12 protein-coding genes are annotated in these 16,824 nt (G+C 47.9%); 11 read left to right on the forward strand and 1 reads right to left on the reverse strand.

Features of this window, described 5'->3' with window-relative positions; translation table 11 throughout:
- Entirely contained in the window at positions 1-1,443 is a 1,443-nt protein-coding gene (gene hydA / locus L6I86_RS11770) for a dihydropyrimidinase (protein ID WP_236287260.1), read from the forward strand.
- On the forward strand, positions 1,436-1,651 hold the full coding sequence (locus tag L6I86_RS11775; protein ID WP_056625238.1) for a hypothetical protein: 216 nt from the start codon (positions 1,436-1,438) through the stop codon (positions 1,649-1,651). The genes hydA and L6I86_RS11775 overlap by 8 nt, the downstream gene beginning before the upstream one ends.
- Here L6I86_RS11775 and L6I86_RS11780 read toward each other — a convergent pair.
- Positions 1,648-3,273, reverse strand: a complete 1,626-nt coding sequence (locus L6I86_RS11780) for a PucR family transcriptional regulator (RefSeq protein ID WP_236287262.1) — start codon at positions 3,271-3,273, stop codon at positions 1,648-1,650. The two genes, L6I86_RS11775 and L6I86_RS11780, sit on opposite strands and share 4 nt — an antisense overlap.
- A 105-nt stretch (positions 3,274-3,378) precedes the next feature.
- On the opposite strand from L6I86_RS11780, the gene L6I86_RS11785 reads away from it, so the two are divergent.
- The 9 genes from L6I86_RS11785 to L6I86_RS11825 all read left to right on the forward strand — a co-directional run bounded on the left by L6I86_RS11785 (position 3,379) and on the right by L6I86_RS11825 (position 16,790).
- A complete protein-coding gene (locus tag L6I86_RS11785; RefSeq protein WP_236287264.1) occupies positions 3,379-4,821 on the forward strand; it encodes a CoA-acylating methylmalonate-semialdehyde dehydrogenase in 1,443 nt (480 codons plus the stop codon).
- Between the two features lie 164 nt (positions 4,822-4,985).
- A complete protein-coding gene (locus L6I86_RS11790) occupies positions 4,986-6,749 on the forward strand; it encodes an ABC transporter ATP-binding protein (protein ID WP_236287265.1) in 1,764 nt (587 codons plus the stop codon).
- Entirely contained in the window at positions 6,746-8,545 is a 1,800-nt protein-coding gene (locus L6I86_RS11795) for an ABC transporter ATP-binding protein (protein ID WP_236287267.1), read from the forward strand. Before L6I86_RS11790 ends, L6I86_RS11795 begins: the two co-directional genes overlap by 4 nt.
- A gap of 347 nt (positions 8,546-8,892) precedes the next feature.
- A complete protein-coding gene (locus L6I86_RS11800; RefSeq protein ID WP_056625255.1) occupies positions 8,893-9,687 on the forward strand; it encodes a lipid II flippase Amj family protein in 795 nt (264 codons plus the stop codon).
- Positions 9,688-9,773: 86 nt separating this feature from the next.
- Positions 9,774-10,652: a radical SAM/SPASM domain-containing protein gene (locus tag L6I86_RS11805; RefSeq protein WP_236287268.1), complete on the forward strand. Its 879-nt coding sequence runs from the start codon at positions 9,774-9,776 to the stop codon at positions 10,650-10,652.
- Positions 10,653-10,808: 156 nt separating this feature from the next.
- Positions 10,809-12,755, forward strand: coding sequence for an ATP-dependent DNA helicase (locus L6I86_RS11810; RefSeq protein ID WP_236287270.1), 1,947 nt, complete (start codon positions 10,809-10,811; stop codon positions 12,753-12,755).
- Positions 12,756-13,042: 287 nt separating this feature from the next.
- Positions 13,043-14,176, forward strand: coding sequence for an acyl-CoA dehydrogenase family protein (locus L6I86_RS11815; protein ID WP_236287272.1), 1,134 nt, complete (start codon positions 13,043-13,045; stop codon positions 14,174-14,176).
- Between the two features lie 17 nt (positions 14,177-14,193).
- The gene (gene mmgD, locus L6I86_RS11820; protein ID WP_236287274.1) at positions 14,194-15,345 is read left to right on the forward strand and encodes a citrate synthase; all 1,152 of its coding nucleotides are present in this window, start codon (positions 14,194-14,196) and stop codon (positions 15,343-15,345) included.
- Positions 15,342-16,790, forward strand: coding sequence for a bifunctional 2-methylcitrate dehydratase/aconitate hydratase (locus L6I86_RS11825; protein ID WP_236287276.1), 1,449 nt, complete (start codon positions 15,342-15,344; stop codon positions 16,788-16,790). Before mmgD ends, L6I86_RS11825 begins: the two co-directional genes overlap by 4 nt.
- The last annotated feature ends 34 nt before the right edge of the window (positions 16,791-16,824 follow it).

The raw sequence follows: 16,824 nt of genomic DNA on the forward strand, positions 1-16,824 counted from the left end.
ATGGCCAAACTGATTAAGAATGGAACCATTGTCACTGCAACGGATCACTATCAGGGGGATATTCTCATCGAAGATGGGATTATTACCGGGATCGGTTTGAACCTTACACACGAAGGCGCAGAGATTGTAGATGCCACAGGAAAATATGTTTTTCCCGGCGGTATTGATCCGCATACCCATCTGGATATGCCATTTGGCGGGACGGTCACCGCTGATGATTTCGAGACTGGCACGATTGCTGCTGCATTTGGCGGAACGACGACTGTGATTGATTTTTGTTTGACGAATAAAGGGAAACCGCTTAGTCAGTCTGTTCAGACGTGGCACCAGAAAGCGGCTGGCAAAGCCGTCATTGACTATAGCTTCCATCTGATGATTGCGGAAATCAATGATGAGGTGCTGGCCGAGCTGCCAAGCATGATTCATGACGAAGGGATCACATCTCTAAAGGTTTTCATGGCGTATAAGAATGTCTTTCAAGCGGATGACGGCACACTGTATAGGACTTTGCTTGAGGCGAAAAAGCATGGCGCACTCGTGATGGTACATGCAGAGAATGGCGATGTGATTGAGTATTTAATCAAAGAAGCGCTCGAAGCGGGGCAGACTGATCCAATTTATCACGCGCTGACTCGGCCATCCTTGATTGAAGGTGAAGCGACAGGGCGCGCTGCCAAGCTCACAGCATTAGCAAATTCGCAGCTCTATGTGGTCCATGTGACGTGTGAAGAAGCTGTGCAGCAAATTACGGAGGCACGCAATCGCGGTGTCGATATTTGGGGAGAAACGTGTCCACAGTATCTGATGCTCGATCAAACCTATTTGGAAAAGCCAGATTTCGAAGGGGCGAAATATGTGTGGTCCCCGCCACTCCGGCCGAAGTATCACCAAGACGTGCTGTGGGATGCGTTGAAAACGGGCCAGCTGCAGACGCTGGGCTCAGATCAGTGTTCGTTCAATTTTAACGGTCAAAAAGATTTAGGGCTCGGGGACTTCAGTAAAATTCCCAACGGCGGGCCATGTATCGAGGATCGTTTCTCTATACTGTTCTCTGAAGGGGTAGGGAAAGGCCGAATTACGTTAAATCAGTTCGTGGATATCGTGTCGACGCGAAGCGCAAAGTTGTTTGGCTTGTTTCCGAAAAAGGGGACGATTGCGGTTGGCGGGGACGCGGATATTGTGATTTTTGATCCGAATGCGAAGCGCACGATTTCTGCCGAAACCCACCATATGAATGTGGATTATAATCCGTTCGAAGGTATTGAAATTACAGGTGAACCCGTGACGGTGTTGTCTCGCGGAGCCTATGTCATTCTAGAAAAACAATTCGTAGGTGAAGCCGGAAATGGTCAATTCATCAAGAGGGGAACGTATGTTTCGTCAACCTCGCAGGTGAGTCCGCCGAAGAAGGAAACGGTCCAAGGAGGTGCTCCTCATGTCTGAATTTGAGCTTTTTCAATCGGAAAAGCAAAAACTTGACGGCTATGTCGCGCAGAAATTCAAAATAGTCGGCGTGCTCGAGGATCTAGAAGGGGCATGGCTGGATCTCGAGCACCCCGGCGGTGAAACGGCGAGACTTCATTTGACGACGGCCAACGCCAGAAAATACTACGTCAATGTGCTATTGTCGCAGGGCAAATCCAAGGCTTAGTGGATGGGCCCGTTCAGATACTCATAACCTTGCAAGGCGAGCTCCAATGCGATTCGCTTCTGCGGCTGCATGAAATCGTCTCCGAGGATCGCAGCAATTTTGTCTAACCGATGGTATAACGTTTGCCGAACAATGAACAGCTCCTTTGCTGTTTCCTGTTTGGAGCCGGATAGCGCTAGATAAATGCGGAGAGTTTTCAATAGCTGGCCATTTTTCTCATGATCATACGAGATAATACCACTGAGATACCCGTCAATGAAAGAATTGAGTTGACCCGTTTGTTTCATAAGCAGGATCACTTTGTAGACGTGAAGTTCGTGATAGAAAGGCTTCGGGAGAACGCCGATATCCTTCTGGATCTCTAACGTTTCTAAGGCGGATTCATAGCTGACCTGAATGTGAAGCGGATCGGTTATTGTTCGGCCAATACCTATTAGCGTTGGAAATAACTGCGTTTCTTGCGTTTTTTGTAAGCGATGGATGGTTCGTAAGATTCGTTCATGACTAGCACCAGAGGGCATTTGATCTAAAAGAATGAAGACGATCCGGTGCTCATACACCGTAGGAAGTAAATAAAAGCCTTCCCTCTCAAACAGGGAGCGAGCGATCATTTGTTTCTGAATAAGGAGTGTTTCTTGCTCTCTGGAACCATTGCTTCCTGCGGCTTTATCGAAAACACATAGGATGATTGGACCTAGTTTCATGGGAGGCTTGACGGACATGAGATAGTCACGAATATCCTGAAGCGAGTGTTTGCCGCCTAACCAATCGGTTACCCATAGATCCTGTTTGTAGCGGGTTTTCTCTTCGATATAAGTGGTGCGCATCATTTCTTGGGCTATTGCGGTCGCACATCGATCCAATGCAAGGATTTGGAACTCGCTCAGTTCTTGTTCGGCACATAAAAGCAAGTCTGCGAACAAATGTTCTAGCGCGAGGATGGGACGATGGGCAAGCTTGTTTTTGACATCGGAAAGGAGAAACATTTCGCCGTAAATCCATTTCTCATAGAAAGCTGCACCATCAGCTTTGGGAAGTGAAGGAACGAAAACAGCCTCATCCGTGTCGAAAGGGAAAAAGGCGATCTGCGCTTGCGTCGTCTCGTGCAACAGCTTGAGAAGTGGTTGCAAGCCTTTGCCTGACAAAAGTAGCTGATTGAGCTTGGTGGAGAGGGATTCTAGATCAGATACCATTTTGTGATGCTGGTGAATGAAATGCGTATGTAAATCCTGTGTAATGTCAATGTAACGGACTTCCTCATGGAAAAAAATAAGCGGAAAATTCGCTTGAAGAGCAAGCGACTTCATGCTCTCAAGCGGCTGCTTCGTATAGGTGCCTAGCTCAATACACAGTCCGGAAGCACCGCTGTCGATCAATTGCTGCAGGAATGAAAGGCTCGTTTCTTCGTTGTCCTGCCAACCGATCCCCGTGCTAAGAATAAGTTCGTTTCCATTCAAAAGGTGGCCCACTTGCGTAACTTCCATGATGTGAACCCAGCGAACTTTACGAGCCAGTGCTTCTTCAGTAGCAATCGCTTCGGCCTTATGAAAGAGCGGGCGCTGCAAAATATCGTGCACGGTTACTTGCAATAGGGTCTGTACCAAGCGAATCACCACTTTCATGTAAGGAAAGTTGACGTAATTGCGAAAAGTAAGGGAATGAACCCTATTATACAATGTGTCCATTGACTTGTGGAGAAAATTTATTACCCCAGGAGATGAACGACGATGACGGACCTGCAAAATTTTATAAATGGCGTTTGGGTAGACGCAAGAAGTGGTGAAATGAGTGATGTCATTAATCCGGCAACAGGAGGAGTGATTGCACGTGTACCGCTTTCAAGTGCTAGGGATGTAGAACAAGCTGTGAGTGCTGCCCAAGATGCGTTTGAATCATGGAGTAGAACACCTGTTCCTAAGCGAGCGCGAGTCTTATTTCATTACTGGCAGCTGTTGCAGGCCCATGAGCATGAACTGGCTGAATTGATTACCCGTGAGAACGGGAAAAGCTACAAAGAGGCACTAGGTGAAGTGCTGCGCGGCATTGAGTGTGTAGAATTTGCAGCAGGTGCACCGTCCCACATGATGGGGACTACACTTGCTAATATTTCTGCGGAAATGGATTCCGAGTTATTTCGGGTACCGTTAGGTGTAGTTGGAGGAATCACACCTTTTAACTTTCCGATGATGGTGCCATGCTGGATGTTCCCGCTCGCGATTGCTCTTGGGAATACCTTTGTCTTGAAACCTTCCGAACGCACACCGTTGACTGCCATGAAATTAGCCGCATTGTTGCAAGAAGCTGGACTTCCTGATGGTGTGCTGAATGTCGTGCATGGTGCCCATGACGTGGTCAATGCGCTGACATCGTCACCTGCCGTCAAAGCCGTATCCTTTGTAGGCTCGCAGCCTGTGGCTAAGTATGTGTATGAACGTGCATCCGCTGCTGGTAAAAGGGTGCAAGCCCTGGCAGGCGCCAAAAACTATCACATCGTCATGCCCGATGCGCATCTGGAGAAAACAATCGAAAATATTGTTATGTCCTCGTTCGGTTCAGCGGGGGAACGCTGTATGGCTTGTTCCGCTGTCATTGTTGTAGGTGATGGAGAAGCTTTTGTTGGCGGGTTGAAGGAAGCTGCTGCTCAATTGGTGCTTGGCAGTGGGATGGAGGAACAGGTTACACTGACTCCGATTATCCGTGATGAGCAGCGTACAAGGATAGCGAGCTACATCGAAAAAGGAATCGCGGAAGGTGCTGATCTGCTGATCGATGGAAGAACGGTGGATGCGTGTGCGGGGGAGGGCTTTTTCCTTGGAGCGACGATCTTCGATCATGTCAAGCCTGAGATGACGATTGCGAAAGAGGAGATATTCGGGCCAGTCTTGTCATTATTCCGCGCTGCGGATTTGACCAGCGCTTTGGAATTAGTGAATCAATCCCGCTTCGGGAACTCAGCGGTTATTTACACGGAGAACGCGAAGGCAGTCCGCCAATTCCGCGAGGAAGTCGAAGCGGGGATGCTTGGCGTCAATGTTGGGGTGCCGGCGCCGATGGCCTTCTTCCCCTTCTCGGGCTGGAAGGATTCATTCTATGGCGATTTGCATGCCAATGGGAAAGACGGCGTTGAATTTTATACGAAGAAGAAGATGATTACATCGCGGTATTTCTAAATTCGCATTTGAAGTAATACGAAAATCAACTAATCAATGCCCGAATAGCCAACACCGCCGTCACGGCGGTTTTTTTCATTTTAGCCAAACAGTCCGTTGTCGAGAAGGAGTCAATTTAGTATGATGGAGTGTACGTCGAGAGGAATACGGAGGACTCCATTACAATGAAGAAAAATCGAAAAAACAGCAACTCCATGGGACAATACCGCGAGCTGCTGGGCCGTTACTTGTTCCCTCAGAAGGGGACGCTGATCGGACTAACAATCCTGTTATTCGCATCCATCGGGCTGCAGTTAATTAATCCGCAAATTATCCGCTATTTTATTGATACCGCTCAGGCGCAGGGGGCGATGCAGCCTCTATTTACGGCGGCGCTTCTGTTTATTGGATTTGCATTAGTGCAGCAGCTTGTATCGGTGATTGCGACTTATTTTAGTGAGAATGTCGGTTGGAAAACGACTAATAAGCTGCGTGTAGATTTAGCCTCCCATTGCCTGTCACTGGATATGTCGTTTCATAAAAGTCATACTTCTGGCTCGCTGATTGAACGTGTGGATGGGGATGTGAATGCGCTTGCGAATTTCTTTTCGAGCATGATCATTCATTTGTTTGGGAATGTGCTGCTCATGGCGGGTATTCTCGTCCTTTTATTCCGGGAAAATTGGTTAATTGGTGTGGGAATGGCTGTTTTCGTCGTTTGCGCGATTTACATGATTGGGTGGATTCGTCAGTTTGCTGTACCTGTGTGGGCGGGGTGGCGGCAAGCAAATGCGGAGTTTTATGGTTTTATCGGGGAACATTTGGAGGGGACGGAAGATATTCGCGCTAACGGTGCGGTTCGCTTCGTGATGAATCGCTTCTATACAATGCTCCGCAAAATGCTGCCCCTACGCGTCAAAGCTTTCCTCGGTTTCTGTGCAATGTGGAACATGTCAATTTTCGTGTTCGCGTTAGGAAATGCCATGGCGTTCGGGATCAGCGCCTATTTATGGCACGGCAATCATATTTCCTTGGGTACTGTGTATTTAATTTTCTTCTACACGGAATTACTTGCTAAGCCAATCGAGAAGATTCGTACGCAAATGGAAGACTTGCAAAAAGCAGACGCAAGTATTTCCCGAATTCGCGAGCTATTCGCGATTAAATCGAAGATTCAAGATGGTCCTGGGGCTGGGCTTCCAGATGGACCGCTCGGGGTTGAATTCAAGGATGTCGTCTTCAGTTATGATGACGATCAGCCGACGATTGATCACCTGACGATGACATTGAAGCCAGGCGAAGTGCTTGGTTTGCTTGGTCGAACAGGGAGCGGGAAGTCTACGATTGCGAGGTTATTATTACGATTTTATGATCCGCAAAGTGGTGTGATTGCACTCAGTGGTACCGACATTCGTGCTTGTAAACTAGCTGAGCTACGGAAGCGTGTTGCGCTAGTGACACAAAATATTGAAATCATCCAAGGGACAATTCGTGATAATTTAACCTTTTATGATGCGTCGATTCGGGATGAACAAATTATTGCGGTACTTCATGAACTTGGCTTAGGTGCTTGGTATGAAGCGATGCCAGAAGGCTTGGATACGGGGCTTGCATCGGGGGGAAGCAGCTTATCTGCGGGAGAGGCGCAATTATTGGCTTTTGCACGCGTATTTCTGACGAATCCGGGACTGGTAATTATGGATGAAGCTTCATCGCGTCTGGATCCTTTGACTGAACAACGTATGGAGAAAGCCGTTTCCAAATTGTTAACGGAGCGCTCCTGTATTATGATTGCCCATCGACTTGCCACCGTGCAGCGTGCAGATCACATCGTAATTTTGGATGGAGGGCGTGTGCTGGAATCTGGACGTAGGGAAGTTCTGGCTGCAGACCCGAATTCCCGCTTCAGCCAATTACTCGCGACAGGGTTAGAGGAGGTGTTGGCATGACAACGTTTCAGTATTTAAAAGGTCTTATCATGTATAAACCTTTCCGATACTTTATTAATGCACTCGCATGGACCATCATTTATTTGGCTCCAATTGCGCCTGGTCTTATTACAAAAGCTTTTTTCGATACGTTGACAGGGAATGCCACATTAAAGTTTGGCGTGTGGGGCTTGATCGCACTGTTGATCGGGGCAGCATTGGGACGAATCCTATTGATTATTATTGGATTCATTACGGATGTGCATTTCCGCTTTCGCATGGGGATGCTGCTTCGCCGCAATTTGCTAGAGCATGTTCTCAAGCAACCAGGTGCACAAGCGATTCCTGTATCTCCAGGGGAAGCGATCAGTCATTTCCGAGACGACGTAGATCAATCCGAGGAAGCGGCGAGCTGGTCGGTTGATGTGTTTGGGATGACGTGTTTTGCTCTCGTGTCAGGCTACATATTGATTCGTATTGATGCGCAAATGACACTTCTCGTGTTCATGCCAATCGTGATTGTCATTACTGCGGCCCAACTTGCAACTGTTCGTTTGCAGAAATATCGCGCAGCTAGCAGAGAATCTACCTCGAAAGTAACGGGGGAGATTAGTGAAATGTTTGGCAATGTGCAGGCCATTCAAGTGGCTGGTGCCGAGAAGAGAGTCATGGAGCGGTTCAGCAGCTTCGGTGATCAGCGTCGCAAAGCGATGCTGAAAGATCGCCTGATGAGTGAATTGCTTGATTCCGTTTTCTCGAATTCCGTCAATCTGGGAACAGGACTATTGCTTCTCTTAGCGGGGACGAAAATGAGAGCAGGGACGTTCACCGTCGGAGACCTCGCATTGTTCGTTTACTATTTGACCTTCGTGACGCAGTTTATTACGAATGTCGGGAAGTTTATCACGTACTTTAAGCAAATGAGTGTTTCACTGGAGCGATTGACCTTCTTGTTGCAAGGAGCGTCGGCGAAGGTATTGACGATGGTGAAGCCGTTGTATTTGAAGAAGGAGCGGGTAGCTAAGATTGATTCTTCCATTGTGAAGGTAGAGCAAGAGCAAGAGAATGACAGCGTCGTTGCGCCTCCGCTGCAGCGCTTGGAAGTGAATGGGCTCAGTTACACCTACCCGGATACGGGGAGAGGTATCACTGACATTCACTTCGCCATGCAAAGAGGATCGTTCACCGTCATCACGGGAACGATCGGATCTGGTAAAACCACGCTGGTTCGTTCCCTGCTTGGGCTGCTGCCCAAGGAGAAAGGAACGATTGCGTGGAATGGTGTGCCCGTCGAGGATCCGGGCACCTTCTTTACACCGCCGCAGAGCGCATACACCGCGCAGGTGCCGCGGTTATACAGCGATACGCTGCGCAATAATATTTTGCTCGGGCAAGCGGAGCAAGGCGACAGCTTGCAGCAGGCTTTGAACGCGGCGGTGCTCGAGTTCGACGTCGCGCAGCTGCCTGGCGGGCTGGACACGGTCATCGGCCCGCGTGGGGTGAAGCTCTCCGGCGGCCAAGCGCAGCGGACGGCCGCAGCCCGGATGCTCGTGCGGGACGCCGAGCTGTACGTCTTCGACGACCTGTCGAGCGCGCTCGACGTCGAGACGGAGCAGAAGCTCTGGGAGCGAATGTTCCAGCGCCGCAGCGATGCAACGTGTCTGGTCGTCTCGCACCGCAAAACCGCGTTGACACGTGCCGATCACATCATCGTGATGAAAGATGGCCGTATCGAAGCAGAAGGCACGTCGGAGGAACTGCTACGACACAGCTCCACGTTCCGTGAGCTGTGGTACGGGGACGACCGTAAGGCGTAGTCGTAGTTCCTGCGCCCTTCGTGAATACCAAAAAAGGGAATCCGAGCTGCGCCACGAATAGTAAAATAAAGGGAATTTTTTAATTTCAATGGAATTCGCTTGAAACGTTGAAAGCAGTGAAATTAACTACATGTTTTCCCTCTAATTCCGAATGCCTCTCCGATCAGAGGGTCAAACCCATCATCTCCCTTACCACAACCACCAAGAAACCCACCCGATGCTATCAACAGGAGGTGGGTTTTCGTTTTTGTATGGTTTCCGTTTTGGTTTCCGTTTTGGTTTCCGTTTTGCTTTTGGTTTTCGCTCGCTCACGCACCTATCACTCAAGTAAAGGATGAACCCTTCGCATGATCAACACACTCATTTTGGTTTTTGTACTGACGATGATCATTCACACAGCCGAGACACTGTCTTACTCGATTCGTTATGCGGGTGTGCGGGTGAACAAACTCGCGGTAGCACTTTCACTTGTCGGTATCGTCGTACTTGTATCGCGAACAGCGAACCTGATTCAAGCGCCTATGACAGCGAATTTTGTGGATTTTGCCAAGCATGAGCCCACATTCGATTTGGTGCGATATTTACGCATTTCTCTGTTGGCTTCGTCTATCGGGACGATTATCGCGATCGCGTTATTTCCTACTTTTATCAACTTAAGCGCCAGAGTCATTGCTCGTCTCGAACTAGCAGGCTCACTGCCGAAAATGCTCACGAATGTGACTATTTCACAGCTGAAGAACACGACCAAATATATCAAAAAGCCAAAAGTAAAGCTAAGTCAGTTCCGTTATCTCGGTATTTCCAAACGATTTCTATTCATCAATATTGTCGTGACAGCTTTCTACTCCGTTGGTGTTTTAGCCTCTTTATATGCGGCTCATTTATGGCCAGATTATGCGACGACAGCCTCACAAGCGTCGGGTCTGATCAACGGAATTGCGACTATTTTGCTCACCATCTTCATCGATCCTCAGTTGGGTCTCATTACCGATAAGGCCTTGCATGACGAAGAACAACGTAAACAGTTAGGCAAAATCTACGCGTTACTCATGACAACACGCTTCTTAGGAACGCTGTTAGCGCAAATTTTCCTCGTTCCATCAGCGTACTTTATTGGTTGGATGGTCCAGTTGTTTTTCTAAAAAAGTGTGAAATCCTTTCAATCAGCCGCCTCGCTTGGTATAATAGCCTCTATCATAGTAGCGTAAACAAGAAACGGAGTCCGACCATGAAGAAGTTCAAGAAATTTTACATTGAAATTACGAGCGTATGCAATTTGGCTTGTACGTTTTGTCCGCAGACGAAGCGTCAAGCGAATTTCATCAAAATAGATACATTTACGAATATCCTAGATCAAATTAAGCCTCATACGGATCATATTTATTTGCATGTGAAGGGTGAGCCGCTGCTCCATCCGAAAATCGACGAATTACTCGACCTGAGCCACGAGAAGGGCTTCAAAGTAAATATCACAACGAACGGGACGCTCATTAACAAAAATAGGCACAAGCTGCTCGATAAACCGGCCCTTCGCCAAATGAATTTTTCCCTGCATAGCTTTGACGGTCATGAAGGCTCCGAGGATAAGGAAGGCTATGTGACGAGTATCTTGCGTTTTGCCAAGGAGATTGTAGCGAAATCCAACGTCATTATTTCCTTCCGTTTATGGAATTTGGATACAGATAATCAGACCAATTTGGAACGGAATCGGAATCGTGAAGTGCTGGAATTGCTAGAGAAAGAGTTCGAGCTCGATTACAAAATCGATGAGAAATTCGTCCGCGGGACTGGTGTAAAGCTTGCTGATCGCGTCTATCTGAATCAGGATCACGAGTTCCAGTGGCCAGATTTAAAAGCGGAGGAGATCTCAGGTCCTGGTTTCTGCCATGCCCTGCGTAATCAAGCTGGTATTCTCGTTGACGGAACCGTCATCCCATGTTGTCTCGATGGGGAAGGGGTTATTAATTTGGGGAATATCAACCACACGCCTTTCTCTGATATCGTCGAGGGAGAGCGGGCCAATCGCTTGTTTGAAGGCTTTTCTAGACGCGAAGTGGTTGAGGAACTTTGCCGCAAGTGCGGATATCGCGAACGTTTTAGTATGTAAAAGGAAATCTCATTCCGGAGAGAAGCTTGCTCTGGTGTGAGCTTTTTTGTTTGCAATCACGTTTGATTGCTTGCACAAGAAATCGTAGTTTTGCTTTTACTAGATTTTCATGAGATAATACAAGTTTGATTCAAACTATGGGTTGGGGGCATTAACGTGGGACGTTATCCATTTGCATATGATCATGCACAGCCATTTATGCAGCAGGTATCTGACTGGATTGCGGATATCTTTTATGACATATTGCCTGAAGCAGGCTTTGAAGTACGTGATGAACAAATTTACATGGCGTTTCAGTTAGAACGGGCTTATGCGGAGAAACAGACGATTTTTGCGGAAGCTGGCGTTGGTACAGGGAAAACGTTGGTCTATTTATTATATGCGATCTGCTATTCGCGTTTTATGAACAAGCCAGCGATCATCGCATGCGCGGATGAATCTTTAATTGAGCAGCTCGTTAAACCCGGTGGAGATATTGATAAAATCGCTCGCCATTTGAATTTGCAAATTGATGCAAGACTGGCAAAATCGCCGGATCAATATGCTTGTTTGGTGAAGCTGGATGAGGCCAGATTTGGACATGAGGATACAGGACTGTATCGCGAGGTATACGAGTCACTACCTGATTTTGTCCATACGCGAGAAGCACTGCAAACGTTCTATGCATACGGTGATCGTAAGAATTACCCGCATCTTAACGATGAACAGTGGAATCGGATGAACTGGGATGTTTTCCAAGATTGCTTTGTTTGTGATAGACGTCATCGTTGTGGACAAACGTTATCTCGGGAGTCCTACCGGAAGTCTACCGATTTGATTATATGTTCGCATGACTTTTACATGGAGCATGTTTGGACCTATGACGGAAGAAAACGTGAAGGTCAGCTGCCATTGCTGCCGGATCACTGCACGGTTGTTTTTGATGAAGGACATTTGATGGAATCCGCCGCACAAAAAGCTTTGACCTATAAGCTGAAGCATATGGTGTTCGAGGAATTGGTCATTCGACTGCTAAAAGGGGAAGTTCGTGAAACATTAGCTGTCTGCATTGATCGGGCCATTGAGCAAAGCGAACGCATGTTTGAAGTGTTGGAAAGCAGTTGTCGTCCGATTGCAGGCTCTGATCGTAAGCAGATCGTCATGAGTGATCTCTTGAAACGAGAGATTCATACGCTCTGTGATATTTTGTCCGAGATCGAAGAGGAGTTAGTCTTTGAGGGGGAAATGTTTACACTCAATGACTATCAGCTGAAAATTGTTGAGGAACATTTGGAAATGATGCAAAAGGCATTCGCGTTATTCCGCAACGAGGATTCCTTTATTTGTTGGGCGACAGAAAGTATTACTGGGCTTACGCTTGTTGTAATGCCAAGAACGGTGAAGGAAGTGCTCAAGGAGTATGTCTTTTCCACCAAAATGCCTATCGTATTCTCGTCAGCAACACTATCCGTAGAGGGTAAGTTCGATTATGTGGCGAACAGCTTAGGTCTTGAGAAATATTTATCATTCTCGGTAGACTCACCATATGACTACGCGGAACGGATGGAAGTAGTGGCTCCTCGATTCTCAGAGGGCGGAACATTCCAAGAGAAAATGGCGTCTGCCATTGAATTACTCCATAGGACACAAGGTAGAGCGCTTATTCTGTTTCCAACGCATCAAGAGTTACAACGGTTTAAAGCAGAGATGTCATCTCGTTCCGATTGTAAAGATCTAACTTTCTTCTATGAAGGAGATCAAGAAATCTCGCACGTCATTGCTTCGTTCCAAGAGGACGAGCATAGCGTGTTAGCGGCTGTCAGCCTTTGGGAAGGTCTTGATATTCCTGGCCCATCGCTTTCAAATGTTATCGTATGGGCGCTGCCATTTCCTCCGCAGGATCCGGTCTTTAACGCGAAGCGTGAAGCAGCGGCTTCTCCGTATGAAGAAGTCGATATTCCTTACATGTTACTTCGTCTGCGGCAAGGTATGGGTAGGTTGATCCGAACACGTGAGGACAGCGGGATTATTGCTATTTTCAGTGAGGAGTTATATACGAATACTTCACTGCGTGAGCATATCGAACGGGTATTGCCAGCTGGTGTTGTGATGAAGTCGGAGTAAAGATTGAAAAAGTTAGCGGAAGAGGAGCAGATAACTGCTCCTCTTTTTCTAATGTCTTATATTTAGTTTATTGGCGTTAAGTGAAAATGAAGGTCATGCAGGTTAAAAGGGATTGGACAGCTTGAAGAGATCATTTTTTCCCGCGGTACAGTCTAATGCCTAACAAAAGCGTGTATATATAACATATATTGAAAGCGTTTACAACTTGTCCAAAGAAGTACGATCGACCCAAGCAACCTCGGCCAAACTAGTGTTAGCAGCATGAATACGTCGAAGGAGGTCGTCGCATGCAATTCTCTTATACCCAAGATCAGCAAGATATCAGGGCCAAAGTCCGTGAGTTTGCACTCACGAAGATGGAGCCGACTTCAGAGGAAAGGGATGAATTTGAACGGTTTGATCGAGATATTTTCGACAGCATCGGTGAGTTGGGATGGTCTGGAATTCCCTGGTCACAACGTTTTGGCGGAGGTGGCTCAGATTTCTTAACCTATGCGATGGTGATTGAGGAGCTGTCGCGTGTGTGTGCGTCAACAGGCGTGATGCTCTCCGTGCATACGTCGCTGGCCAGTTGGGCGATTCATACGTACGGGACAGATGCGCAGAAACAAACATATCTATTCCCCATGGCACAAGGGAAAAAGCTCGGCGCCTACTGTCTGACGGAAAGCGAATCCGGCTCAGATGCCGGCGCTATGCGCACAACAGCAACGAAGGAAGGAGATGCCTACGTGCTCAATGGCTCCAAGCTATTCGTAACGAATGGCGGGGAGGCGGAGGTGTATATTGTTTTCGCTGTGTCAGATGCGCAGAACAAACAGAAAGGCACCACGGCTTTCATCGTGGAAAAAGGCATGGAAGGGCTTATTTTCGGAACAAAAGAAAATAAGCTCGGGATCCGCTCATCCACCACGATGGAGCTGAGGTTTGAAGACTGCAGGGTGCCAGCGGATAACCGGCTGGGCCCGGAAGGGGAGGGCTTCCGTATCGCGATGCGAAGCTTAGACGGCGGGCGGATTGGCATTGCCGCGCAAGCAACGGGGATAGGGCAAGGGGCCCTAGACGCTCTCGTTGCTTATCAGGAGCAATACGGCGTGCGCCGCAGCGAGCTGTTTGATGCTTCTTTTTCGGAGATGGCCTCGCACATCGAAGGCGCAAGACTGCTGACCTATCAAGCCGCTTGGCGCAAGAGCAAGGGGCTCTCATACGGGAAGCAGGCTGCCATAGCGAAGCTTTTTGCCAGCGATATGGCTGTTAAGGTATGTTTGCGTGCTGTCCAGCTCTGTGGCGTTTGGGGTTGCTTGAAGGAGTCAAAGGTAGAGCGATATCTGCGAGATGCCAAAGTGACGCAAATTTATGAAGGGACGAATGAGATTCAGCGTATTGTGATTTCGCGTTTGCTGCTTTCTGAAACCACGTAGGAAGGGAGAGCGAAAACATGAGTGATCACTATTTGCCTGGACTTGAGCATGTGATAGCCAGTGAGACCAGCATTTCATATCTCGATGTGGAGAAGGAAGAAATTGTGATTCGAGGGTATGATCTGATGGAGCTTGCTGAGCAAATGACCTATTTGGATGTAGTTGGACTGCTGTTAGAGGGTGAATTGCCGAATGAGACGAGGCGCCAAGCAATTGAATCACAGATTCAATCGGTCTATGGATTACCGCCAAATGTGCGTGCGATGCTCCATTTGATGCCGGATCGGGCCGATATGATGGATGTGCTGCGAACGAGCATATCCGCGTTAGCGAGCTTTGATGATGAACTTGATGATCGATCACCAGAAGCAAATGGACGAAAAGCGATACGTTTATTGGCCAAAGTGCCACAAATTGTCGCGTATGGCTATCGGGCTATCACGAAGCAGCCTCTTATTGAACCAGATCCAAAATTGTCGTATTCAGCTAATTTTCTGTACATGATTACAGGAACGATTCCGTCTCCGATGGAGGTGGCGATCTATGATCAATCGCTGATTGTGTACAGTGAGCATGAATTGCCGAATTCAACTTTTGCGGCGCGCGTCATCGCCTCCACGCAGTCTGATATTTATGGTGCGCTTGTTGGCGCGGTTGCTTCGCTGAAAGGTACACTCCACGGGGGAGCGAATGAGGCGGTCATGCACATGCTGCTTGAAGCGGGTTCAGAAGATGATTTGGAAGCGTTGATTCGTTCTAAGCTTGCACGAAAGGAGCGCATTATGGGCTTCGGACACCGCGTTTATATGCGAAAACCGGATCCACGTGCGCTGTTGATGAAGGAGGCACTGGCGAAGCTCGCACCCGCTTGTAACCAACAGGAGTTATATGACATGTGCGTACGTGGGGAAAATGTGATGCGAACTGAGAAAGGGCTGCATCCTAATTTGGATTACTATGCCGCGCCAGTTTATTACTTGCTTGGCATTCCAATTGAGCTGTTTACACCTGTTTTCCTTGCAGCGCGCACGGTTGGCATTAGTGCACATGTGATGGAGCAGCATGCGAATAATCGCCTCTTCCGACCACGTGTTCGGTATACGGGCGCGCGAGATTTACATCCGCTTCAGGTAGAGAGGCTTTCAGAAAGTGAGGACGAGATCGTATGAGTACGTCTAAAGAACCTGCTCAGAGGGAGATGATTTTTGATCCACTCATTGTAGAGATTGCAGAATACGCTTTGCATGCCGAGATTGAGAGTGAGGAAGCCTATCAGATTGCTCATCATGTCCTCATGGACTCAATGGGAACAGGCTTGCTTGCGCTGCGTTTTCCCGCTTGTACGAAACTTCTGGGTCCGATTGTTCCAGGTGCAGATGTGATTGGCGGTGCTCGTGTACCTGGTACTCGATACGAATTGGATCCTGTTCAAGCGGCTTTCAATATTGGTTGTATGATTCGGTGGCTCGATTATAACGATACGTGGCTAGCGGCAGAATGGGGGCATCCATCCGATAATTTAGGCAGTATCCTTGCTATTGCCGATTATGTGAGTCGGAAACGTATGGCCGAGGGGCAAGCACCTTTTATGATGAAAGACATCTTAACAATGGCGATCAAAGCGCATGAAATACAAGGTGTGCTCGCACTGGAAAATAGTTTGAACGCAGTTGGCTTGGATCACGTACATCTGGTGAAAATCGCCTCCACCGCAGTGGCTGCAGTTATGCTGGGAGGGTCGAAAGAGGAGGTATGCAACGCCATCTCCAACGCATGGATTGATGGAGCGAGCTTACGGACATATCGGCACGCGCCGAATACAGGTTCTAGGAAATCTTGGGCTGCGGGAGATGCCACGAGCCGGGCTGTTCGTTTGGCTTTGATGGCAGTTGGAGGTGAGATGGGCTATGCTTCTGCACTGACTGCACCGAACTGGGGATTTCAGGATGTGCTTTTCGAAGGAAAGACGCTTACTTTGGCTAGACCCTTGAGCAGCTATGTGATGGAGCATATTTTGTTCAAAATTTCATTTCCAGCCGAGTTTCACGCGCAAACCGCTGTTGAATGTGCGCTTACTCTACATGATCTTGTTAAAGACCGATTAAGTGACATAACTAAAGTTATGTTAACAACTCATAAATCAGCGCTGCGCATTATTGATAAAAAAGGCCCTTTACACAATCCAGCGGATCGTGATCATTGCTTACAGTATATGGTTGCTATCGGACTTCTATATGGTACGTTAACTGCGGAGCATTATGAAGATGATATCGCTGCTGATCCGCGTATTGATGCACTTCGGGAACGTATGGTTGTTGTCGAGAACGAGCAGTACAGCAAGGATTATCTGGATCCAGATAAGCGTTCTATCGCGAATAGCATTCAAATTTATTTTAAGGACGGAACGTCGACGGGAAAAATTGTTTGTGAGTACCCTATCGGACACCGCAAGCGGCGGGCGGAAGGTCTGCCGAAAGTGATCGATAAGTTCAAAGCGAATGTGCAAACGCGGTTTCCAAGGAAGCAAACAGAAGAGATCATGAAGCTGTCACTCGATTACGAGAAGCTAATTCAGACACCTGTGCCTGCGTATATGTCGCTTTTCGTCATTTAAATGGTTAACAGATCGACTGAATGAGGCAGGAGGT

Source organism: Paenibacillus allorhizoplanae, assembly GCF_927798215.1.
Classification (GTDB): domain Bacteria; phylum Bacillota; class Bacilli; order Paenibacillales; family NBRC-103111; genus Paenibacillus_E; species Paenibacillus_E allorhizoplanae.